Raw genomic sequence first — 22,386 nt, forward strand, 5'->3', positions numbered from 1 at the left:
ACCGCCGCCGCCTTTTCAGATTACAGTGCGATCCCGCCAGCTGCCAGCACAGCGAGCGTCACCAGTTCGCTGGCCGTCGAGGCCATCGTAGCGACCTGCACTGGCTTTTCCAGACCGACGAGCATTGGCCCAATCACCGAATCGCCACCAAGCTCACGCAGCAGCTTGGCCGACAGGTTCGCCGATTGCAGCCCGGGCATCACCAGTACATTGGCGGGACCGGACAAGCGGCTGAAAGGGTAATTCTTCATGACGGCCGGGTTTAGCGCCACATCGGGCGCCATTTCGCCTTCATATTCGAAGTCGACACTGCGCTCGTCCAGAATGGCAACGGCTTCACGCAGGTTGTTCAACCAGTTGCCCGATGGATTGCCAAAGGTCGAGTAGGATAGGAACGCCACGCGCGGATCATGCCCCATACGCCGCGCCACAGCTGCCGTATCTATCGCGATGTCGGCCAGTTCTGCCGCAGTGGGACGTTCGTTGACTGTGGTGTCGGCCATGAACACCGTATGGCTCTGCCCAACGAGAACGTGAATGCCAAAGGGCGTTCGGCCCGGAGCGGGGTCTATTACCCGACGCACTTCGCGCATGGTTTGCGAATAGGTGCGGGTCACGCCGGAGATCATGGCCTCGGCTTCGCCGAGCTTTAGCAGCAGCGCGCCGAAGATGTTGCGATCCCGGTTTACCATCCGCTCGCAATCGCGATACAGATAGCCGCGACGTTGCAGACGCTGATACAGCAAGTCCACCATCCTGGGCACCAGCGGCGAGTTTACGCTGTTATGCACTTCGAAGCTGTGGGGATCGCTGACGCCCAATGCGCGCAGCCGGTCGTAAACATCCTGCCGTCCGACAAGGACCGGAATGCCATAACCGCCGTCACGGAACTGGATCGCGGCGCGCAGCACCACTTCCTCTTCGCCTTCGGCAAAGACTACACGCTTGGGTTCGGCCTTTGCGCCTTCATACGCAAGCGTCAGGACCGAGGTCGTGGGGTTGAGGCGTGCCTTGAGCGACTGGCGATAGGCCGCCATATCGGTAATCGGCTTTTGCGCGACGCCGCTGTCCATCGCGGCTTGTGCGACCGCAGCAGGCACGATTTCCATCAGGCGTGGATCGAATGGCGCGGGAATGATGTAATCGGTGCCAAAGCTGTGCTGCTTGCCATAGGCTTTGGCAACTTCTTCAGGCACGGTTTCGCGGGCCAACGCGGCAATGGCCTGCGCAGCGGCAATTTTCATGGTTTCGTTGATGGCGGTGGCGCGCACGTCGAGCGCACCGCGGAAGATGAAGGGGAATCCGATGACGTTATTGACCTGGTTCGGATAATCCGACCGGCCTGTCGCCACGATGGCGTCCGGACGCGCAGCCTTGGCTTCGGGTGGCGTGATTTCCGGATCGGGATTGGCCATGGCGAAAATGATGGGCTGTGCGGCCATTTCCTTGACCATATGACCCTTGAGCGCGCCAGCGGCAGAAAGGCCCAGGAAGACGTCTGCGCCCTTTAGCGCTTCTTCCAATGTGCGGGCATCGGTTTTGGCAGCATGGGCCGATTTCCACTGGTCCATGCTCTCGGCGCGCCCCTGATAGATGACACCGCTGCGGTCGCACATGATGACCTGATCGTGCGGCACGCCCATTGCCTTGATCAGCTCCGTACAGGCGATTGCTGCCGCGCCGGCACCGTTGACGACGATCTTTACGTCCTTGATGTCGCGGCCGGTAAGGTGGAGTGCGTTGATAAGGCCGGCGGCGCAGATGATCGCGGTGCCGTGCTGATCATCGTGCATGACCGGAATTTTCATCCGTTCTTTCAGGGCCTGTTCGATAATGAAGCACTCAGGCGCCTTGATATCTTCCAGATTGATGCCCCCGAAGCTGGGTTCCATCAATGCGACGGCGTCGATGATGGCCTGCGGGTCTTCGCTGTCGAGCTCAATGTCTATGGAATCGACATCGGCAAAGCGCTTGAACAGCACTGCCTTGCCTTCCATCACCGGCTTGGACGCAAGCGCACCCAGATTGCCCATGCCGAGGATCGCAGTGCCATTCGAGATGACGGCCACCAGATTGCCTTTGGCCGTGTAATCATAAGCGGTCGCTGGATCTTCTGCGATCGCGCGTACCGGTACGGCCACACCGGGCGAATATGCCAGCGCCAGATCGCGCTGCGTCGCCATTGGTTTGGAAGCGATGATTTCGATCTTGCCCGGCCGTCCGCTCGAGTGGAAGAACAACGCTTCGCGTTCCGAAAACTCCACGTTCGATTTTTCGGTCATGTGTCTTGTTCCTTCGCCGCCGTGTTCATTGGTGCCCTAGCGGCTTTGATAGGCTTTCGACAAGCGTTGCGGCAAATTTCTGTCCCTTTCACGTCGGTGCCGGACCCGCTATCGCGTGATCATATGGCACAAAGCAGTTCTCCTCCCACGCCAATGATGGCCCAGTATCTGACGCTAAAGGCGGAAGCCCCCGATTGTCTGCTGTTCTACCGCATGGGCGACTTCTTCGAACTGTTCTTCGACGACGCAAAAGCGGCGGCGGCGACCCTTGACATCGCGCTCACTTCACGTGGAGAGCATGATGGCGCCCCCGTCCCTATGTGCGGCGTGCCTGTCCACAGTTCCGAGATGTATCTGGCGCGTCTGATCCGCGGCGGTCACCGGGTTGCGATAGCCGAGCAGACCGAAAGTCCCGCCCAGGCCAAGGCGCGTGGGTCGAAATCGCTCGTAGCGCGTGCTATCGTTCGCTACGTCACGGCAGGGACTCTGACCGAAGATGCGTTATTGGATGCCCGAACCGACAACATGCTGGTTGCGGTGGCGCAGGTCGGCCAGGAATATGGCATAGCCGCCGCTGACATTTCGAATGGTCGTTTTGAAGCTGTAGCCGTTTCGGCGGCGCAGCTTTCAGCCGAGATCGCTCGGCTTCGGCCCAGCGAACTGATTGTACCTATCGGCTTTTCGCTTGACCTTTCCGTGGTCGCACATCCGTTCGACCGCGCCGCGTTTGACAGCAGCCGGGCCGAGACCCAGATGAAGCGGCATTTCGGCGTCGCTACGCTGGACGGCTTCGGCACTTTTTCTAGAGCGGAACTGGCGGCGATGGGCGGCCTGCTGGGCTACCTGGATCATGCGGGTAAGGGGACGCTGCCTTTCCTCTCGCCGCCGGTGCACCGCAGTATGGACGCGCACATGGCGATCGATGCGGCAACGCGCGAAAGTCTGGAAATTGTTCAGACGATGGCGGGGCAGCGGGCCGGCAGTCTGCTGGCCGCGATCGATCGTACTGTTACGGGCGCTGGTGCGCGGTTGCTCGCTGCTGATCTTGCGGCGCCGCTGCTTGATCGTGGGCAGATCGATGCGCGGTTGGCGTTGGTGGCATGGCTGCACCGCGATGGGGGGACGCGGGATCACCTGCGCAGTGCGTTGCGGTCGTTGCCCGACATCGGTCGTGCGCTCGGGCGCGTAGCAATGGGTCGTGGGTCGCCGCGTGACCTGGGCCAACTTCGGGATGGACTGGGCGAAGCGCGCCAGTTGCGCGAACGTCTGATGCGATCGATGGACCGCCCTGCCCTGCTCGACGATCTTCTCCCCGCGCTGGATGGCCATGCTGCACTGGTGGATCATCTGTCCCGAGCACTTGTCGCCAGTCCGCCCACAGAATGCGCGAATGGCGGATACATCGCCGACGGCTACGATGCGGCGCTCGATGAGCTGCGCAGTATGGCGGGAGATGGCCGACGGGCGATCGCCGCGCTCGAAGCGCGCTATAGGGAACAGACGGGAATCGGGAGCCTCAAGATCCGGCATAACGCCGTGCTGGGTTATCATGTTGAAGTTCCCGCTAAACACGGTGATGCGTTGATGCGCGAGGACAGCGGATTTACTCATCGCCAAACCTTGGCCGGGGTGGTGCGTTTCAACTCCATCGATTTGCACGAACAGGCAAGCCGCGTCGCGCAGGCGGGGGGGCATGCGCTAGCCGCCGAAGCGGCGCATCTTGAAGAGCTGATCGAGGCTGTTCTCGTGCGAAAATCCGCTATCGACGCTGCCGCTCGCGCACTTGCCCGTTTTGACGTGGCCGCTGCATTGGCCGAACGTGGTGCGGAAGGCGGATGGTGCCGTCCCGATTTTGCAGAAGGCCGTTGCCTCGATATCGTCGGCGGGCGCCATCCGGTTGTCGAGGACGCGCTTTCGCGCAATGGTCAGGCCTTTGTGGCCAACGACTGCTGCCTTTCGGAAGTCGACCGGCTATGGCTCGTGACTGGTCCCAATATGGGCGGCAAGTCGACATTTCTTCGCCAGAACGCGCTGATCGTTATTCTCGCGCAGGCGGGCAGCTTCGTGCCAGCTACGTCCGCACGCCTCAGTCTTGTTGACCGCTTGTTTAGTCGTGTTGGCGCATCGGACAATCTGGCGCGGGGCCGTTCCACCTTCATGGTGGAGATGGTCGAAACCGCCGCGATCCTCTCACAAGCGACCGAACGCAGTTTCGTGATCCTTGATGAGGTCGGCCGCGGAACGTCCACTTATGACGGACTTGCGCTGGCATGGGCCGTTGTCGAGGCGGTGCACGAAGTGAATCGTTGCCGCTGTTTGTTCGCGACGCATTATCATGAACTGACGCGCCTCGCCGAAAAGCTCGATGCATTGTCCCTCCATCATGTTCGTGCTCGGGAGTGGAAAGGCGATCTGGTCTTGCTGCATGAACTGGCCAAGGGACCGGCTGATCGAAGCTACGGTCTGGCTGTGGCGCGCCTTGCGGGTTTGCCTCCAGCGGTTCTCGCGCGGGCGAAGGATGTGTTGGGGCGGCTCGAAGCAGGTAAAGCCAAGACCGGTGGAATTGCCGCAGGTCTCGACGACTTGCCCTTGTTTGCAGCTTCGATGGCTAAGGACGCACCCCCAGCCGACCCTGTTCGAGAGGCGCTAACCGCTATCGATGCCGATGCACTTAGCCCACGCGAAGCACTCGATGCGCTCTATCGCCTGAAGGCCTTGCTCGACGATAGTTGAAACAGCGGTTCCCTCGCCGCTGCACACGCCCTACATAGCGCGGATGCCTACCCTGTTCGATAATCTTCCCAATCGTCGTGCCATTATCGATCGCCGCCTGGTTGCTGACCGGATTGCTGCGATTGCTGGCGAAGAAGGGCGTGACATACAGTCGGTGCGAAACGCCGTTGTCGCTGAATTGCGCACCGCGCTAGACCTGGGTCGGGAGGAAGCTGCCCGGCGCCTTGCCGCACATCCAACGCGGGGGCGCGAAACGGTCTCGGCTTTTGCTTTCCTCATCGATCAAATTCTGCGCATCTTGTACGACGCGACGACGCTCTATCTGTATCCGGCCGGAAACCGCAGCACTTCCGAAAGGCTCACGTTGATTGCGGTGGGTGGCTACGGTCGCGGTGAGATGGCGCCCCACAGCGATGTCGATATCGGCTTCATCACGCCCTGGAAGCCTACCGGATGGACCGAACAGGTCATCGAATCAATGCTCTATTCGCTTTGGGATCTGGGCATCAAAGTCGGTCACAGCAGCCGGTCCGTCGATGAAACCGTCCGTATGGCGAAGAGCGATCTCACAATTCGCACCGCCCTGCTCGAAGCGCGTTTTATCTGGGGTGACCGCGCTCTTTATGAAGAAATTTCACGGCGCTTCGACGAGGACGTGGTGAAGGACACGGGCCGTGCCTTCGTTTCCGACAAATTGCAGGAACGCGATGAGCGCCACAAGCGGATGGGCGATAGCCGCTATGTGGTCGAACCCAATGTGAAAGAAGGCAAAGGTGGCCTTCGTGATCTGCACACGCTGTTCTGGATCGGAAAATATGTCAATCGCGTTCATTCCGTGGCTGAACTTGTCGAAGCGGGACTGTTAACGCGGCAGGAATTGCGCCAGTTTCAAAAGGCGGAAGACTTCTTGTGGGCCGTCCGTTGTCACCTGCATATGATTACCGGTCGGGCGGAGGATCGACTGACGTTCGACATGCAAGTCGAGCTTGCCGAACGCACGCATTTTTCGGCGCGCAATGGCCGGTCTGCTGTCGAGCGCTTTATGCGCTATTATTTTCTGAACGCCAAAATCGTGGGTGACCTGACGGCAGTTTTCCTCGCGCATCTGGATGATCGGCTTGCAGCGCGTGGACATCGCTACGTTCCCAGCTTCTTCCGACGACCCAAAAAGCTTGATGGTTACATTCTCGATCGGGGGCGGATCGCCCTCCCCTCCGATGATTTCTTTCAAACCGATCCGGTACGGCTCGTCGAGATATTTGCAGTTGCGGATCGTCATGGGCTTGCCATCCATCCTTCCGCCATTCGCGCCGCCAGCCGCGACGCGCATTTGATCGACCGCCGCATTCGTAAAGACCCGCGCGCGAACGCCGCTTTCCTCGATGTGCTCACTTCGCCGCGCGATCCGGAAACGGTGTTGCGCTGGATGAACGAAGCCAGCGTTTTTGGCCGCTTCATTCCTGATTTCGGACGAGTCGTCGCGCAGATGCAGTTCGATATGTATCATCACTATACTGTGGATGAGCATACGATCCGCGCCGTCGGTTTGCTGGCGCGCATTGAAAAGGGCGAAATCCAGGGCGACCATCCATTGTGCACCGCGCTTTTGGACAAGCTGCTGTCGAGGCGTGCGCTATATGTGGCGGTGTTGTTGCATGACATCGCCAAAGGGCGTGGCGGCGACCACAGCATATTGGGGGCCGAAGTCGCTTTGTCGCTATGCCCACGTCTTGGGCTGACGGCAGCGGAGACGGAGACCGTCGCATGGCTGGTGCGCTATCATCTGCTGATGTCGGCGACGTCGTTCAAGCGCGACTTGTCGGATTATAAGACAATTATGGACTTCACCGATGTGGTGCAAAGTCCCGAGCGTCTGCGCTTGCTGCTGATCCTGACCGTCGTCGATATTCGTGCGGTTGGTCCGGGTGTCTGGAACAGCTGGAAGCGGCAATTGCTGACCGACCTTTACGACGCAGCCGAAGAAGTGCTGCGTCTTGGACACAAGCAGAACGGGCGTCGCGAGAAGGTGGAAGCAAAGCAGGAAGCTTTGCAGGCGGCGATGAGCCTGCCCGACAAGGTGTTCGCCGGGTTGAAGAAGCGATTCCCTGAATCCTATTGGATCGCGGAGCCGGATGACATTCTGCAGCAGAACGTTCGCCATGTCATGGCGGCTGGTAAGGAAGCGCTGTCAATTGCTGCCGAAGTCTATCCGCAGCGCGGCGCGACTTTGGTAACCGTTTATGCCGCCGACCATCCCGGTCTGTTTTATCGCGTCGCCGGAGCCATTCATTTGGCGGGCGGCAACATTATCGACGCGCGTATTCACACTATGCGTGACGGCATGGCTATCGACAATTTTCTGGTGCAGGATCCCTTTGGCGGGCGGTTCGACAGTGACGACCAGCTCGCGCGGATAAAACGCATGATTGAGGAAGCGCTGGCGAATCGCCATAAGCTCATTACCAAGCTGGAAGCGCGGCCCTTGCCTCGCACCCGCGCCGAAGCATTTCACATAGTCCCCAACGTATTGATCGATAACAAGGCCTCCAATCGCTTTACCGTTGTCGAAGTGAACGCGCGGGACCGCCCTGCCCTGCTGTTCGCGTTGGCCAACGCGCTGTTCCAGTCGAAGGTTACGGTCCATAGCGCGCATGTGGCGACTTATGGCGAGCGGGCTGTCGATACCTTTTATGTTACCGACCTGCTGGGTGGAAAAATCGAGAGTAAGGCGCGCATCCAGACTCTCGAACGTCGTCTGCTGGAAGCGGCCGGCGCACAGTTTACCGAAGTGACGGAGCGCCGCCAGGTCGCCTAACGTATATCCACGACCGTGCCGGGCTCCAGCATAGGTAAAATAGCCAACATATCGGCCTTTGCGATGGCGACGCAGCCTTCTGTCGGCCGCGCTTCGACCCAGCAATGGAAGAATATCGCGCTGCCCGCGTTCGGTATCGGCGGCGTATCGTTATGGCCCAGCACGATAATCACGTCATAGGCTTCATCTTCGCGTTGCAGGGTTTCGGCGGAGTGGCCATGGGGCAGGTATACGGGGCGATTATAGGCGGGATCACCAACACCGTCCGACCAGCCATCATGGGGTCGGCTCCAGCGCCATGCAATTTGCGGCATTCTGTTCAGTGCCAAGCGCGCTCGCCGCAACAGCACTCCGCGCACCGGCCAACGACCCAGCGGTGTGCACCCATCCCCTTCCCGCTTTGCGCTGGCATGGCACACCCCGCTCTTTCCAATGGCGCAGGCGATGTCCAGATGACCGAACCGAAACCGTCGCGCGGCGCTATCGACCCGGATGATGCTCACAACTGGTGCCCGGTCCTGTCGCGCTTGGTGGCGAGATAGCGATCGTTATGTGGATTGGATGTAATCGAAAGCGGCAGTCGTTCGGACACTGTAACGCCCGCTGCTTCCAGCCCCGCGACCTTGGCCGGGTTGTTGGTCAGGAGCCGCACCGTGTCTATTCCCAGCAGATCGAGCATCCGCGCAGCCACAGAAAAATCGCGCGCGTCAATGGCAAAGCCGAGCCGTACGTTGGCGTCGACCGTGTCGAATCCCTGATCCTGCAAGGCATAAGCGCGCAGCTTGTTGACCAACCCGATACCCCGCCCCTCTTGGCGCAGATACAATAGCACGCCCCACGGGGCATCGGCGATCTGATGCAACGCCTCGTGCAATTGCGGGCCGCAATCGCATTTGAGCGATCCCAGCACATCGCCGGTGAGGCACTCGCTATGCAGGCGCACCACGGGAGGCGAAGCATCGCGCTTGCCCACGATCAGGGCGACATGCTCGCGCGGTTCCTCCGGACTGCGGAACGCAATGATCTCCGCGTCCTCACTCGCCGCCACGGGCAGGCGCGCTCGGGTGGCAATCAGCAGGCGTTTTGCGTCATCATATGCCGCGACATCCTGCGTGCTGACTTCCGCCTCGCCATGCGCTTCGGCTCTCACGAAGAACGCGGGCAGAATACCGGCCAGTCGCGCCAAACGCAGCGCCGTTGCGGCTGCATCGGGTGCGGTCAGCGGGCGCGCATGGAACGGGCCTTTGAGCGGGGTTGCAAGATCGCGAACCGGATCGGCAATGGCCATCGCCACGTCGCGGTCGATCCACGGCACCCGTGCGATCTGTACGGGCATTTCGGGGTCGGCGGCAGCGCGTTGATTGGTGAGTTTAAGAGTTTCGGCGCGCGCTGCTGAGATAAGCATGTCGGCCTGACCGTCGGGGTCGAAGGTTACAAGCGTAACGGCGTCGGCACCTTCGACAGCCAAGACGGTCAGCGATCCACTATCGGCACGGACCGTTACCGGCCATCCCCGGCGCAGCGCATCTATGGCGCGGGCTGCGGCCTTCGCATCGGTCATACGCGGATCAGAACGAAAACTCGGTGATGATGGGCACGTGATCCGAAGGGCGCGCCCAGCCGCGGATGGGTTCGACAACGCGATGGCTGACAGCTTTGTCTGCCAGTCCTGGGCTGACCCACATATGATCGAGGCGTCGTCCCCGATCGCTCTCCGACCAATCGCGCGCGCGATAGCTCCACCAAGTATAGAGCCGTTCCGGCGCGGGGAAAAATTTGCGGCCCAGATCGACCCAATCATGCGACGCCTGCAACCGGGCAAGGAGATCGATTTCGATCTGTGTATGGCTAACCACATTGATGAGTTGCTTGTGGCTCCACACATCCGATTCCAGCGGCGCGATGTTGAAATCGCCCGTCAGGATCGTGGGTTTGTCCGAAAGGCCCGAAGACCATTCGATCATGCGTTCGATGAAGTCGAGTTTCTGGCCGAATTTGGGATTGATCGTCCGGTCCGGCTCTTCGCCGCCAGCGGGCACGTAGACATTTTCCACGCGCACGCCATTGTCCAGCCGCACGCCAATGTGCCGCGCTTCGCCGTTCGCCTGCCAGTCGAGCCGGTCGTCTTCGCGGATCGGTATCTTACTGACGATGGCAACACCGTGGTGCATCGGCTGCCCGTTCAGCTTTTGGTGGTTGTAACCATATTGCCGGAACAGTCCGGCCGGGAAGGTGTCATTGACGACCTTGGTTTCCTGCAGGCACAGGATGTCCGGCCCTTCTTCTGCCAGGAAGCGCTCGACGATTTCCAGACGGGCGCGGACGGAATTGATGTTCCACGATGCGATAGTGACTGTTTCGGCCATGGCGATACCCACTAGGGTTCAAAGACCAACATCGCAAGCCACGCGCGCTAAATGACGGTGGCAAAGAAAGACCCCCGCTCCGGGGGCGTGGAACGGGGGTCTCGATTGCGCCTTTGTGCGCTTCGCGACACGAGCAGCAGCCGGGGTAACAGGGGGGAAATCCCAGGGGCTGCTCGTGCCGTGACTCCTATCTAGCGGCTGGCATATGAGCGCCAGATTAACAGGTTCGGAAAGAATCGCGGAGGGTCGATTTTTATCGCGTGGGCGTTTCGTTTCGTCAGCCGCCTGACCGTCCACGCGGCCTGGGATCGGTCCAGCGGAAGGCAGAATCGGCGATGGGAACGCCGTAACGGTGGTTGGTCAGGCGAATCGTCGTGCGGTTATTCTGCGAATCGAGTGCGACCCAGCCGTACAGTTCCAGCCCCGCGGGCGAAGCCGGTTTGCGTTTGAAGACCATCGTGATCGTACCGAATTCGGGGCGCTTTGGATCGCGCGCCTCGACACTCAGAACCGTGGGATCGCCCGTCTGGATGACTTTGCCGAATTTTGAGAGATCCTTGTTGGGATCTAGCAGCGCGCCCAGAGGCGAACTGCCGATCGGCCAGCGCTGCACCTGTCGCACTTCGTAGTCGATCATTGTGAGCGCCTTGCCATCGCCGACGATCAGGAGGGGAATGCCCTTTTGATACTGGAAGCGAATCTTGCCGGGTTGCTTGAGCGTGATCTTTCCGGTCACGACCTGACCGTTCTTGTCAGTCTGTGCAAAGTCAGCCGTCATGGAGGTGACGGCGCGGATGTATGCGCTGACCTTTTGCAGGTCGGATTGATCCTGTTGCGCGATGGCAGGGGCGGTCGGGAGGACCGCCGCTAGCGCCAAAGGTGTCGCCGCGAGGGCAAGCGCGATGCGCTTCATGAAGGTATCTCCGGTTTGTTAAACAGTCGGCATAAAGGGACGGCTTTGAACCTGTAGTGAACCTCCAATGTTCCCTAACTTCTCTAACATCGCGCATATGGACTAGCTCCGGACGCCGCAAGACGACCGACATGGAAAGACCCGAAACGAGTATGACGGCGTTTGCTCGTGTAGGACAGAGCCTTGCTTGCCAGCATCGGAAATAGAAATGCCCCCGGCGCGCAGGCACCGGGGGCATTGGTTTTGCTAGAACAGGATCAGCGGCAGCGCGCGCCGCTCTTGCTGATGGCCGATCCAGCCACGGCACCGCCCGCTGCGCCCAGCAATGTACCCAGCGTTTTGGAGTCGCCCGGCGCAATCAGGTTGCCCAGAACGCCACCGGCAATACCGCCTGCGATCAGGCCGGTCGTTCCATCGGGGCGACGGCAGTAATATTGCCCGTTCTGGCCGCGATAGACGCGATCGTTGCGGCTGAGACGGCGCTCCCGATAGCGTGCATCGTCGCGATAGTAGCGGTCGGCATAATAGCCGCCATAGGCCGGGTCAGGCCGGTTATAATCATATTGCCGGTACGAGGCCGATTGCGGCCCGTCGCCATACATCGACCCGGAACATCCGCCGACCAGCGTTGCCGCAGCGAGTGCCAGGCTCATCGATACCGTAAGCCGGGCTTTACCCGTCCTGCTTTTTGTCATCATCCGTCTCCTCAATCCCGCTCTTTTGTGAACGGCATGAGGAGGGGATTCGTTCCCTAAAGCGGGTTGCCCGCTTCGTCTCTCAACACTTCGCGGCGACCGACATGGTTGGGGGCGCCGACGAGGCCTTCGTTTTCCATGCGTTCGATGAGACGCGCGGCGCTGTTGTAGCCGACGCGGAGTTGACGTTGCAGCCAGCTTGTCGAGGCTTTCTGGTTTTCGAACACCAACTGGCAGGCCTTGCGATAGAGGTTCGCATCCGGGCTGTCGTCGCCAAGATCGACGCCATCCAGCGCGAAGCTGCCTTCTTCGGGTTCTTCGGTAACGGCGGAGATGTAATCGGGGCTGCCCTGTGAACGCCAGTGATCGGCGACGGCGCGGACTTCATCGTCGCTGACGAACGGGCCGTGGACGCGCGTCAATTGCTTGCCGCCCGCCATGTAGAGCATGTCGCCTTTGCCCAGCAATTGCTCGGCCCCCTGCTCGCCCAGGATGGTGCGGCTGTCGATCTTCGACGTTACGAAGAAGCTGATGCGGGTCGGCAGGTTCGCCTTGATAACGCCGGTGATGACGTCAACCGAGGGGCGCTGGGTTGCGAGGATCAGGTGGATGCCCGCCGCGCGCGCCTTTTGCGCGAGGCGCTGGATCAGGAATTCGACTTCCTTTCCCGCGGTCATCATCAGGTCGGCCAGCTCGTCGACTACGATCACGATCTGCGGCAGTGGCTGGAAATCGAGCTGTTCTTCCTCGTAGATCGGCTGGCCGGTTTCGGGATTGTAGCCGGTCTGGACGCGGCGACCCAAAGGCTTGCCTTTCGCCTTCGCGGCGCGGACCTTTTCATTGTAATTGGCGAGGTTACGGACGGAGATCGACGCCATCATGCGATAGCGATCCTCCATCTGTTCGACTGCCCATTTGAGGGCGCGGATGGCCTTTTGCGGTTCGGTGACGACCGGCGAGAGCAGATGCGGGATGTCGTCATAGGTCGACAGTTCCAGCATCTTCGGATCGATCATAATGAGGCGCAGCGAATCGGGCGTCATCCGATACAGCAGCGACAGAATCATGCAGTTGAGACCGACCGATTTACCCGAGCCGGTGGTGCCGGCGATCAGCAGATGCGGCATGGGGGCAAGATCCGCGATCACTGCGTCGCCAGAGATATTCTTGCCGAGCACGATAGGCAGCGACGCCTGCTGATCGGCGAACTGCTCGCTTTCGATCAGTTCGCGCAGGACCACAGACTCGCGCTTGATATTGGGCAGTTCGATACCGATCACGGTGCGGCCGGGAATGGTCGCGACGCGTGCCGACAATGCCGACATGTTGCGGGCAATGTCGTCCGCCAGCGCGATGACACGGCTGGCCTTGATGCCCGCCGCCGGTTCCAGTTCGTACATGGTGACGACCGGGCCGGGTTTTACTTCGGTGATGTGGCCCTTCACATGGAAATCGTCGAGCACGCTTTCCAGAAGGCGGGCGTTGCGCTCCAGCGCAGCCTTGTCGATCTTCACGACCTGACTGGGCGGTGCTTCGGTCAACAGATCGGTGGAGGGCAGGGAGCTGTGGCCGAACAGATCATCCTGCCGCGAGACAGGCGCGAAGGGGCGCGGCGCGGCGGCAGGCTTGGGCGTCTGGATGTTGATCGGCGGCTTGGGTTCGTTGGACACGGCGCGGCGCGGCGCGACTTCGCGCTCTTCCATCGCTGGCGCTGCTTCACCAGCAGGCGCGGGCAGGCGCTTTGTCAGGTTGAAGCGTGGCAGGCTGGGGCGCTTTAAGTGAATGAGCGGCTTTTCCAGAGCGAGGCTGCGATACCAGAGCCAGCCGCCGGTCACGAGTGTGAGGATGACCAGCAGGCCGATGATCCACGGCTGGCCTGCTTCGGGGGCCATGGCGGTCAGGCTCATCATGCCATTGGCGTTCAACATGCCGACGATGCCACCCCATCCGGCGGGGAGTGCCACCAGTGGCTGCGTCTGGAATAAGGACAGGCCGATGCCGACAAGGACGATGCCGGTCAGGCACTTGCCGACCTGCCCCTGCCAGCCGCTCATGTCCTGATCGCCCCACAGGCGTCGCGCGCAGACCAGAATCAGCGGAAGGAGAAGCGCAGCGGGTACGCCGAGCAGCCACAGGAGAAAATCGGAGGTGTACGCGCCGGGCGTCTGCATGACGTTCTGCGCAAAGCCGCCCGCGACGGTGTTGAGCGACGGATCGCTGGGATGATAGCTGAGAAGGGCCAGTAGCAGGAACAAGCTGAGCACATACAGCGCGCTCGCCCCGATCAGCGCGCCGCTGCGAATCAGGCTGCGCTTCAGCATTTGCCGCCACTCCGGCGTGCGCTTCGATGCCCGGCTGGCCACTATGATCCCCGTTTCGTGCTTCAAATGTTCTGGATGGCCCTTTGTCTCTTAACCACGAGTCCCCGTCAAGAGTCTGGGGTGGTGCATCTGTGATCCCATCCCGTTTGCAGTCATTCCCGCGAAGGCGGGAATGACGAAGGAGGTTGGCTATGCCGCTGCCAATGCGACCAGCGCATCGCCGTCCATGCGCTGTATCGTCCAGCCGTCCATGGGCCGTGCGCCGATGGCGCGGTAGAAATCGATGGCGGGCGTGTTCCAGTCCAGCACCGACCATTCGAGCCGCGCGCAATCGCGCTCTATCGTCAGGCGAGCGAGGGCGGCCAGCAACGCTTTGCCAGCGCCACAGCCGCGCGCCTGCGGATCGACGAAGAGGTCTTCGAGATAGATGCCCGGACGCCCCTCGAACGTGGAGAAATTGTGGAAGAAAAGCGCGAAACCGACAGGCTTGTCGTCCTGCTGCGCGATCAGCACTTCGGCCATCGGCCGCGGTCCGAAGAGGTGCCGGGCGAGGACTTCGCGGTCGGCGCGCACTTCGTGGGCGAGCTTTTCATATTCGGCCAGAGCAAGGATGAAGCCGTGGATCAGGTCGATGTCGTGCGGTTCGGCATTGCGGATGGTGACGGTCAAGTGACGCTTCCTTCGACATGAACAAGCTGCGGATTGCGGCGCGCGGCGATGAGGCATCCGGCCACGATCAGCACGGTTCCCGCAATGGTGGTGACGGTCAGCCGCTCTGAGAAAAACAGCCATCCCATGATCGCGGCCCAGATGAAGGCGCTATATTCCACGGGGATCAGGCTTTGCGCCTCGGCGCGGGCATAGGCCCAACTGAGGCACATGAGCGAAGTAAAGGCGATGGCGGCAGCGCCGACGATCATCGGCACATGGGCAAGGGCAGGAATCGCGGCGAAAAAGGGGGCAAAGACTGCGAATATGCCCAGCATCACGAGATGCTGGAAAAAGGCGACTTCGACAGGGGAGGCGACGTCTGCCTGCTGTTTCTGAATGATCAGATTCCACGCGAACAATATCGCGGAAAACAGAACGGCGGCGGCGCCCAAAAGCGCCTCCGGGTCATATGCGCCGCGCAGTCGTCCGGACACAATAATGCCCACACCGATCAATCCCAGCACCGATGCCCATATCGCATTGCGGCCGATCCGTTCCTTTAACAGTAGCGCGGCAAGATAGAGCGCGATCAGCGGAGCGATGAAGGACAGTGCGATGGCTTCGGCCAAGGGGAGTTTGGTCAGCGCATAAAAGAAGAACAGCGCCATCATCGCCACGACAGCGCCACGCAGCAGGTGAATGCGCAGAACGGACCCGGTGGGCCAGGGATTACGCAGCACGGCCATGCCGACGATCCCGATGATCGTTCCGGCAAGCGCGCGCCATAGCAGTGCGTTGTAGACGCCGATGGCGAGGCTAAGCCCCTTCATCACCGCATCCATGACGGAGAAGAACGCCACGCCAGCGCAGCACACGGCAAAGGCCAGTGCGAAAGGAACGGGGCGGGCGGTCATTTGGTGGTGGCTAGGGCGTTGCGGCGCAGCTTTACTCTGCCGCCACGCTCTCCGCTGCGCCCGCGTCCGTCGTTTCCGCTTCGATTTCGGCGGCTTTCGCTTCGACCAGCTTTACGATGTGGTCGATCATGCCTGCGTCCTGGACATGGTGGTCTGTGACGCCGGAGAGGTAGACCATGTGCTTGCCGTTGCCGCCGCCGGTGATGCCGATGTCGGTTTCGCGGGCTTCGCCGGGGCCGTTGACGACGCAGCCGAGGACGGAGAGCGACAGGGGTGTCTGAATATGTTGCAGGCGCTCTTCGAGGGCCTGCACGGTACGGATCACGTCGAAGCCTTGGCGCGCGCAACTGGGGCAGGAAACGACGCGGACGCCGCGGGTGCGAATCCCCAATGACTTGAGGATTTCGTAGCCGACGCGCACTTCTTCTTCGGGTTCGGCGGAAAGCGAAACGCGAATGGTGTCGCCCACGCCCGCCCACAGCAGATTGCCAATGCCGATCGCGCTTTTCACGGTGCCGCCGATCAGGCCGCCTGCTTCGGTAATGCCCAGATGCAGCGGGCAATCGACCGCGTCGGCCAGTTGCATATAGGCCGCGACGGCGAGGAACACGTCGCTGGCCTTCACCGCGACCTTATATTCGTGGAAATCCTGATCCTGCAGCAGCTTGATATGGTCGAGCGCGCTTTCGACCAGGGCTTCGGGGCAAGGCTCGCCATATTTTTCGAGAAGGTCGCGTTCCAGCGACCCGGCGTTGACGCCGATGCGGATCGCGCAGCCATTGGCTTTCGCAGCGTCGACGACTTCCTTCACGCGCGCCGATGATCCGATATTGCCCGGATTAATGCGCAGGCAGGCTGCGCCTGCGTCGGCGGCTTCCAGCGCGTGCTTGTAGTGGAAGTGGATGTCGGCGACGATCGGCACTTTCGACGCGCGCACGATCTGTTTCAGGGCCGTGGTCGATTCCTTGTCGGGGCAGGAGACGCGGATGATGTCCACGCCAGCCTCTTCGCACCGGCGAATCTGATCGACGGTTCCGCGCACGTCATGCGTCAGCGTGTTGGTCATCGTCTGCACAGTGACAGGCGCGCCACCGCCGACGGGCACCTTGCCGACCATGATCTGACGGCTTTGCCGCCGCGCGATGTCGCGCCAGGGACGCAGGCCGGGATTATGGTCGGACATGAAAAGCTCCAGTTGTTGAAGCCTCTATAGACGCTTTGCATGACGGTTAGAAGGGCGCGAGGTTGTCGATTATGCGTGTGACGTTAAAGAGGGCGCATCCCCCCAATGCGAGTCCCCAAATCATGCCCGACACTGTACATTCCCGCTGGACGCTGGCCATACACGGCGGTGCGGGCAGCATGACGCGCGACTTGCTGACGGTGGAACAAGATGCCGGCGCGCGGGCAGGGCTGTCGGCGGCGCTGGATGCGGGCGAAGCGATTCTGCGGGCGGGCGGCAGTGCGCTCGATGCGGTAGAGGCGGCGGTCCGTGTGCTGGAGGACGATCCGCATTTCAATGCGGGGCGCGGATCGGTGTTCACTTATGAAGGCCGCAACGAAATGGACGCGGCGATCATGGACGGGACGGACCGCAATGCCGGGGCGGTGGCGCGCACGACCGCGACGCGCAATCCGGTCAGTCTTGCCCGTGCGGTGATGACGCATAGCCCGCATGTGCTGCTGGGGAGCGAAGGCGCGGACCTGTTTTCGGTGGAGCAGGGGCTGGAGCAGGCGGGGCCGGAATGGTTCGCAACGCCCGAACGCCTGCGGCAGCTTGAGGAAATGAAAAGCCGGTCGGGCAGCGCGTTCGATATCGACATGAAATATGGCACCGTTGGCGCAGTGGCGAGCGATGTGCACGGCCATGTCGCGGCGGCGACGTCTACTGGTGGGCTGACCGGCAAGCGCTGGGGCAGGGTAGGGGACACGCCGCTGATCGGGGCGGGGACATATGCCGACGACCGGGCTTGCGCGGTGTCCGCGACCGGCGCGGGCGAGTTTTTCATCCGCATCGGGATCGCGCATGAAATTGCGGCGCGCGTGCGGTTTACCGGAGAGACGCTGGATCAGGCAGCGCAGGCCGTGTTTGCGGAGCTGGGCGAGATGGGCGGTGTCGGCGGGGTCATCATGGCCGCGCCGGACGGGCAGTGCGCGTGGCTGTTCAACACGACCGCCATGTATCGCGGGTCGGCCAGCGCCGACGGCGCGCGCCATGTCGCCATTTACGGCGATGAAGGCTGATGCGCGCGCGGATATTCACGCTGCTGGCTGCCATGCTGGCCCTTTTACCGACGCCTGCCTTTGCGTGGTGGGAATATGGTCATGAAACCGTCGCCAGTATTGCACAGGCGAATGTCAGTACCACGGCGCGGCGTGAAATTGCCGCGCTGCTGCGCCATGCGCCGGAACTGGCGACGCCCACGTGTCCGCTCAAGACCATCGAGCAGGCGAGCGTCTGGCCCGATTGCATCAAGACGCTGGGGGACCGGTTCAGCTACGCCTATAACTGGCATTATCAGAATGTCGGCATCTGCAAGCCGTTCGATGTGAAATCCGTGTGTCCGGACGGCAACTGCGTGTCGGCGCAGATCGACCGCAATGCGCGATTGCTGAAGGATCGCAGCGTTCCGGCGCGCGAAAGGCTGATGGCGCTGGCGTTCCTTGTCCATTTCGTCGGCGATCTGCATCAGCCGTTGCACGCAGGGGACGATGGCGATCTGGGCGGCAACCGGGCGAAGGCGGATTATGGCATCGTCGCCAATCCGCGCCTGAACCTGCACAGCATCTGGGACGGCTATCTGGCGGAACGCGGCATATCGCAGCCGCCGCCGCTGGTGCGCGCCTATAACGCCGAAGAGCGCGCTCAGATGGCGACTGGCACAACCGAGGACTGGAGCCGGGAAAGCTGGCAGATCAGCCGCGACGTCGCCTATGCCGCCATTCGCGGTGCCGATGTGTGTGCGCCGCATGGCGATGTGCGTGGCACAATGAGCGAGGCACAGATCGAAGCGCAGATTCCGGCGGTGCGGTTGCAGATCGAGCGCGGCGGCTTGCGTCTGGCGCGGTTGCTCGATGAGGCTCTGAGCTAGAGGGAAGCCATAGCCTGCGTCACGGCGTCGGCCACCTCTGCACGACAGATCAGCAAGTCGGGCAGATAGGGGTCGGCCCGGTTATAGACCAAAGGCTGCCCATCGAGCCTGACGCAATGGAGGCCGTACGCCAGAGCGACGGCAGCCGGGGCGCAATTGTCCCATTCATATTGGCCGCCGCTGTGGAGATAGATGTCCGCTTCGCCGCGGACGACGGCCATCGCTTTCGCGCCTGCCGACCCCATGGGGACGAGGTCCGCGGCAAGCGTCTGGGCAACGGCTACGGCTTCGGCAGCGGGGCGGCTGCGGGATACGAGCATCCGCAGGGGGGCGTTGAGCGGGGGCAAGGGTTGCGGCCGGTCCGATCGCAGGGTCAGGCCGAGCCCAGGGAGGGCAACCGCGCCGACCGTCGCCACGCCCTTGACCGCTAAGGCGACATGCACGGCCCAATCGTCGCGGCCTTCGCCATATTCGCGTGTGCCGTCGAGCGGATCGACGATCCATACACGCGATTTGTCGAGGCGCGATCCGTCGCACTTGCGCTCTTCGGACAGCAGGCCGTCGTCGGGCCGCTGTGCCATCAAAGCTTCGACCAGATAGGCGTTGGCGATACGGTCCCCCTCCGCGCCCATCGCCTTGCCCTCGAACCGGCCGCTTACGCGCACATCGAGCAGGATACGCCCGGCTTCCTCTGCCAGTTCGGCGGCCAGCGCGGCGTCGGCAGCAAGATCGTATACGGGGTCGCTCACAGATCGTGACTCCAGATGCCTATGACATTTTCGACGATGATATCCGCTGCCTGCTCTGCCGTCAGCCGGGTGGTGTCGATGCGGATTTCAGGGTTCACAGGTGCCTCATAAGGGGAGTCGATGCCAGTGAAGTTCTTGAGCGCACCGCTGCGGGCCTTGGCATACAGGCCCTTTACGTCGCGTGCTTCTGCGTCCGCCAGCGGCGTGTCGATGTGGACTTCGACGAACGTATCCGCCGGGAGCAAGGCGCGCACCATGTCGCGTTCGGCCCGGAAGGGGGAAATGAAGGCGGTGATGACGATCAGGCCTGCGTCGGTCATCAGCTTGGCGACTTCGCCCACGCGGCGGATGTTTTCCACACGGTCGGCATCGGTAAAGCCCAGATCGCGGTTGAGGCCATGACGGACATTGTCGCCGTCCAGCAGGAAGCTGTGCTTGCCCAGTGCATACAGCTTTTTCTCGACGATGTTGGCGATGGTCGATTTGCCCGATCCGCTGAGGCCCGTGAACCAGAGCAGCTTGGGCGACTGGCTCTTTTGCGCGGCATGGGCCTCGCGGCTGACATCGACGGCCTGCCAGTGGATATTCTCAGCACGGCGCAGCGCGAAATGGATCATGCCTGCGCCGACCGTGCGGTTGGTCATCCGGTCGATGAGGATGAAGCCGCCCAGATCGTGATTTTCTGCATAAGGCGCGAAGGGAATGGCCCGGTCGGTGGAAAGATTGGCCACGCCGATGGCGTTCAGTTCCAGCGTCTTTGCGGCGAGTTGCTCCAGGGTGTTGACGTTGACCTGATATTTGGGCTGCTGGATGGTTGCGGAGACCGTTTGCGTGCCGGTCTTCATCCAATAGGGGCGGCCGGGGAGCATTTCGGCTTCGTCCATCCACACGATGGTCGCTTCGAACTGGTCGGCGGTGGCGATGGGATCGGCGGCGGCGGCGATCACATCGCCCCGGCTGCAATCGACTTCGTCGGCGAGCGTCAGGGTTACGGATTGCCCCGCAACGGCCTGCGGCAGATCGCCGTCCAGCGTCACGATGCGCGCGACGGTGCTGGTCTTGCCGCTGGGCAGCACGCGGATGCTGTCGCCCGGTGCAATCGTGCCGCTGGCGATCATGCCGGAAAAGCCGCGGAAGTCGAGGTTTGGACGGTTGACCCACTGCACCGCCATGCGGAACGACTGATCCGCCTGCGCGTCGGTATCGACTTCGACGCTTTCGAGATGCTGCATGAGCGTCGGGCCAGTGTACCAGGGCGTGTTGTCGCTGGCGCCGGTGATGTTGTCGCCCTTGAACCCGCTGATCGGCATAGGCGTGAAGCTCTCTATGCCGATGCTCTTTGCGAAGGTCGCGTAATCGGCGACGATGGCGTCGTACGTCGCCTGATCGTACCCCACGAGGTCCATCTTGTTCACCGCCAGCACGATATGCCGGATGCCGATGAGGTGCGCCAGATAGCTGTGCCGCCGGGTTTGGGTGAGAATGCCCTTGCGCGCATCGATCAGGATGACGGCCAGATCGGCGGTGGATGCGCCCGTGACCATGTTGCGGGTATATTGTTCATGCCCCGGCGTATCGGCGACGATGAATTTGCGCTTTTCGGTAGCGAAGAAACGATAGGCAACGTCGATGGTGATGCCCTGTTCGCGTTCCGCGGCCAGACCGTCGACGAGCAAGGCGAAGTCGATCTCATGCCCCTGCGTGCCCATTTTCTTGCTGTCGGCTTCAAGGCTGGCAAGCTGATCCTCGAAAATCTGTTTGCTGTCGTAAAGCAGCCGCCCGATCAGCGTCGACTTGCCATCGTCCACCGACCCGCAGGTGATGAACCGTAGCATCGTCTTGTGCTGATGCGTTTCGAGATAGGCGTCGATGTCGGAAGCGATCAGCGCATCGGTCTTGTAGATTACGTCCGTCATCAGAAGTAACCTTCCTGCTTCTTCTTCTCCATGCCTGCGCCGCCCGAATCCTTGTCGATGGCGCGGCCCTGGCGTTCCGATGTGGTCGTCAGCAGCATTTCCTGAATGACCTGCGGCAAGGTGGTCGCTTCGCTCTCGACTGCGCCGGTGAGCGGATAGCAGCCCAAGGTGCGGAAGCGGATGGAGCGTTCGACCGGCACTTCGCCGGGGGCCAGCGGGAAACGGTCGTCATCGACCATCAGCAACATGCCGTCACGTTCGACCGTGGGGCGGGGGGCGGAGAAATAAAGCGGGACGATCTCGATATTTTCCAGATGGATATATTGCCAGATGTCGAGCTCGGTCCAGTTGCTGATCGGGAAGACGCGCATCGATTCGCCCTTCGCCTTGCGCGCATTGTAGAGACGCCACAGTTCGGGGCGCTGCTGCTTGGGATCCCAGCGATGATTGGCCGAGCGGAAGCTGAACACGCGCTCCTTGGCGCGGCTCTTTTCCTCGTCGCGCCGCGCGCCACCGAAGGCCGCGTCGAAGCCATGGAGGTCGAGTGCTTGCTTCAGCCCTTCGGTCTTCCACATGTCGGTGTGCAGGGGACCGTGATCGAACGGGTTGATCCCTTTCTCAATCGCTTCCGGGTTTTGATAGACCAGCAATTCCATGCCCGCGTCACGCGCGGCCTTTTCGCGCAATTCGTACATCGCCCGGAACTTCCACGTCGTATCGACATGAAGAAGCGGGAAGGGCGGCGGCGAAGGGTAGAAAGCCTTCTTGGCCAGATGCAGCATGACGGCGCTGTCCTTGCCCACGGAATAGAGCATTACCGGGCGCTCTGCCTCGGCCACCACTTCCCGCAGGATGTGGATGCTTTCGGCTTCCAGACGTTGGAGATGCGTTAGGGACATGGATATTGCCTTTAGTAATATGCTGCGCCTGTACAGCGCC

General features: G+C 61.5%; 17 protein-coding genes. 4 read left to right on the forward strand and 13 right to left on the reverse strand.

The genetic code is table 11. The features are described from left to right. Positions 1-20: 20 nt before the first annotated feature. Positions 21-2,282, reverse strand: coding sequence for an NADP-dependent malic enzyme (locus tag QMG56_RS09640; protein WP_230186348.1), 2,262 nt, complete (start codon positions 2,280-2,282; stop codon positions 21-23). 153 nt (positions 2,283-2,435) lie between these two features. Between QMG56_RS09640 and mutS the strand changes: the two genes are divergently transcribed. Both mutS and QMG56_RS09650 read left to right on the forward strand, forming a co-directional pair. Then, positions 2,436-5,015 carry a DNA mismatch repair protein MutS gene (gene mutS, locus QMG56_RS09645; RefSeq protein ID WP_375713671.1) on the forward strand — a complete coding sequence of 860 codons (2,580 nt, stop codon included), beginning with the start codon at positions 2,436-2,438 and terminating at the stop codon, positions 5,013-5,015. Positions 5,016-5,058: 43 nt separating this feature from the next. Further along, a complete protein-coding gene (locus tag QMG56_RS09650) occupies positions 5,059-7,830 on the forward strand; it encodes a [protein-PII] uridylyltransferase (RefSeq protein ID WP_281822342.1) in 2,772 nt (923 codons plus the stop codon). Here QMG56_RS09650 and QMG56_RS09655 read toward each other — a convergent pair. The 9 genes from QMG56_RS09655 to ispG form a co-directional block, all read right to left on the reverse strand. Beyond that, complete coding sequence (locus tag QMG56_RS09655; RefSeq protein ID WP_281822344.1) at positions 7,827-8,333, reverse strand: L,D-transpeptidase; 507 nt, start codon at positions 8,331-8,333, stop codon at positions 7,827-7,829. The two genes, QMG56_RS09650 and QMG56_RS09655, sit on opposite strands and share 4 nt — an antisense overlap. Further along, positions 8,330-9,391, reverse strand: a complete 1,062-nt coding sequence (gene ribA / locus QMG56_RS09660) for a GTP cyclohydrolase II (RefSeq protein WP_230186352.1) — start codon at positions 9,389-9,391, stop codon at positions 8,330-8,332. Before ribA ends, QMG56_RS09655 begins: the two co-directional genes overlap by 4 nt. A 7-nt stretch (positions 9,392-9,398) precedes the next feature. Further along, complete coding sequence (locus QMG56_RS09665) at positions 9,399-10,196, reverse strand: exodeoxyribonuclease III (RefSeq protein ID WP_281822345.1); 798 nt, start codon at positions 10,194-10,196, stop codon at positions 9,399-9,401. A 277-nt stretch (positions 10,197-10,473) separates the two neighbouring features. Continuing rightward, entirely contained in the window at positions 10,474-11,109 is a 636-nt protein-coding gene (locus QMG56_RS09670; protein ID WP_281822346.1) for an outer membrane lipoprotein carrier protein LolA, read from the reverse strand. A 257-nt stretch (positions 11,110-11,366) separates the two neighbouring features. Next, positions 11,367-11,807, reverse strand: coding sequence for a glycine zipper 2TM domain-containing protein (locus QMG56_RS09675; RefSeq protein ID WP_281822347.1), 441 nt, complete (start codon positions 11,805-11,807; stop codon positions 11,367-11,369). A gap of 53 nt (positions 11,808-11,860) precedes the next feature. Next, the gene (locus QMG56_RS09680; RefSeq protein ID WP_281822461.1) at positions 11,861-14,125 is read right to left on the reverse strand and encodes a DNA translocase FtsK 4TM domain-containing protein; all 2,265 of its coding nucleotides are present in this window, start codon (positions 14,123-14,125) and stop codon (positions 11,861-11,863) included. Between the two features lie 189 nt (positions 14,126-14,314). After that, positions 14,315-14,794 carry a GNAT family N-acetyltransferase gene (locus QMG56_RS09685; protein WP_281822349.1) on the reverse strand — a complete coding sequence of 160 codons (480 nt, stop codon included), beginning with the start codon at positions 14,792-14,794 and terminating at the stop codon, positions 14,315-14,317. Next, a complete protein-coding gene (locus QMG56_RS09690; RefSeq protein ID WP_281822350.1) occupies positions 14,791-15,690 on the reverse strand; it encodes a DMT family transporter in 900 nt (299 codons plus the stop codon). The genes QMG56_RS09685 and QMG56_RS09690 overlap by 4 nt, the downstream gene beginning before the upstream one ends. 31 nt (positions 15,691-15,721) lie before the next feature. Continuing rightward, entirely contained in the window at positions 15,722-16,873 is a 1,152-nt protein-coding gene (gene ispG, locus QMG56_RS09695; protein WP_230186358.1) for a flavodoxin-dependent (E)-4-hydroxy-3-methylbut-2-enyl-diphosphate synthase, read from the reverse strand. Between the two features lie 122 nt (positions 16,874-16,995). Between ispG and QMG56_RS09700 the strand changes: the two genes are divergently transcribed. Next, on the forward strand, positions 16,996-17,934 hold the full coding sequence (locus QMG56_RS09700) for an isoaspartyl peptidase/L-asparaginase family protein (RefSeq protein WP_281822352.1): 939 nt from the start codon (positions 16,996-16,998) through the stop codon (positions 17,932-17,934). After that, on the forward strand, positions 17,934-18,782 hold the full coding sequence (locus tag QMG56_RS09705) for a S1/P1 nuclease (RefSeq protein WP_230186360.1): 849 nt from the start codon (positions 17,934-17,936) through the stop codon (positions 18,780-18,782). The genes QMG56_RS09700 and QMG56_RS09705 overlap by 1 nt, the downstream gene beginning before the upstream one ends. On the opposite strand, the gene QMG56_RS09710 is transcribed toward QMG56_RS09705, so the two are convergent. Genes QMG56_RS09710 through cysD form a run of 3 tightly spaced genes read right to left on the reverse strand, consistent with a single transcriptional unit; the run spans position 18,779 to position 22,346 of the window. Then, a complete protein-coding gene (locus tag QMG56_RS09710) occupies positions 18,779-19,531 on the reverse strand; it encodes a 3'(2'),5'-bisphosphate nucleotidase CysQ (protein ID WP_281822354.1) in 753 nt (250 codons plus the stop codon). The genes QMG56_RS09705 and QMG56_RS09710 overlap by 4 nt on opposite strands. Then, positions 19,528-21,447 (reverse strand): sulfate adenylyltransferase subunit CysN, encoded by a 1,920-nt coding sequence (cysN, locus tag QMG56_RS09715; protein WP_281822355.1) that lies wholly within the window; start codon positions 21,445-21,447, stop codon positions 19,528-19,530. The genes QMG56_RS09710 and cysN overlap by 4 nt, the downstream gene beginning before the upstream one ends. Continuing rightward, positions 21,447-22,346, reverse strand: coding sequence for a sulfate adenylyltransferase subunit CysD (gene cysD / locus QMG56_RS09720; RefSeq protein ID WP_230186363.1), 900 nt, complete (start codon positions 22,344-22,346; stop codon positions 21,447-21,449). Before cysD ends, cysN begins: the two co-directional genes overlap by 1 nt. Between the last annotated feature and the right edge of the window lie 40 nt (positions 22,347-22,386).

The organism is Sphingobium sp. BS19 (assembly GCF_027925545.1).
Taxonomy (GTDB): Bacteria; Pseudomonadota; Alphaproteobacteria; order Sphingomonadales; family Sphingomonadaceae; genus Sphingobium.

What these genes read in the sequence shown, in the direction of transcription:
- cysD (WP_230186363.1), bottom strand. Translation starts at nt 22,346, where the DNA reads ATGTCCCTAACGCATCTCCAACGTCTGGAAGCCGAAAGCATCCACATC.
- ribA (WP_230186352.1), bottom strand. Translation starts at nt 9,391, where the DNA reads ATGACCGATGCGAAGGCCGCAGCCCGCGCCATAGATGCGCTGCGCCGG.
- QMG56_RS09680 (WP_281822461.1), bottom strand. Translation starts at nt 14,125, where the DNA reads ATGCTGAAGCGCAGCCTGATTCGCAGCGGCGCGCTGATCGGGGCGAGC.
- QMG56_RS09650 (WP_281822342.1), top strand. Translation starts at nt 5,059, where the DNA reads ATGCCTACCCTGTTCGATAATCTTCCCAATCGTCGTGCCATTATCGAT.
- QMG56_RS09690 (WP_281822350.1), bottom strand. Translation starts at nt 15,690, where the DNA reads ATGACCGCCCGCCCCGTTCCTTTCGCACTGGCCTTTGCCGTGTGCTGC.
- QMG56_RS09700 (WP_281822352.1), top strand. Translation starts at nt 16,996, where the DNA reads ATGCCCGACACTGTACATTCCCGCTGGACGCTGGCCATACACGGCGGT.
- QMG56_RS09670 (WP_281822346.1), bottom strand. Translation starts at nt 11,109, where the DNA reads ATGAAGCGCATCGCGCTTGCCCTCGCGGCGACACCTTTGGCGCTAGCG.
- mutS (WP_375713671.1), top strand. Translation starts at nt 2,436, where the DNA reads ATGATGGCCCAGTATCTGACGCTAAAGGCGGAAGCCCCCGATTGTCTG.
- QMG56_RS09665 (WP_281822345.1), bottom strand. Translation starts at nt 10,196, where the DNA reads ATGGCCGAAACAGTCACTATCGCATCGTGGAACATCAATTCCGTCCGC.
- QMG56_RS09640 (WP_230186348.1), bottom strand. Translation starts at nt 2,282, where the DNA reads ATGACCGAAAAATCGAACGTGGAGTTTTCGGAACGCGAAGCGTTGTTC.
- QMG56_RS09675 (WP_281822347.1), bottom strand. Translation starts at nt 11,807, where the DNA reads ATGATGACAAAAAGCAGGACGGGTAAAGCCCGGCTTACGGTATCGATG.
- QMG56_RS09705 (WP_230186360.1), top strand. Translation starts at nt 17,934, where the DNA reads ATGCGCGCGCGGATATTCACGCTGCTGGCTGCCATGCTGGCCCTTTTA.
- cysN (WP_281822355.1), bottom strand. Translation starts at nt 21,447, where the DNA reads ATGACGGACGTAATCTACAAGACCGATGCGCTGATCGCTTCCGACATC.
- ispG (WP_230186358.1), bottom strand. Translation starts at nt 16,873, where the DNA reads ATGTCCGACCATAATCCCGGCCTGCGTCCCTGGCGCGACATCGCGCGG.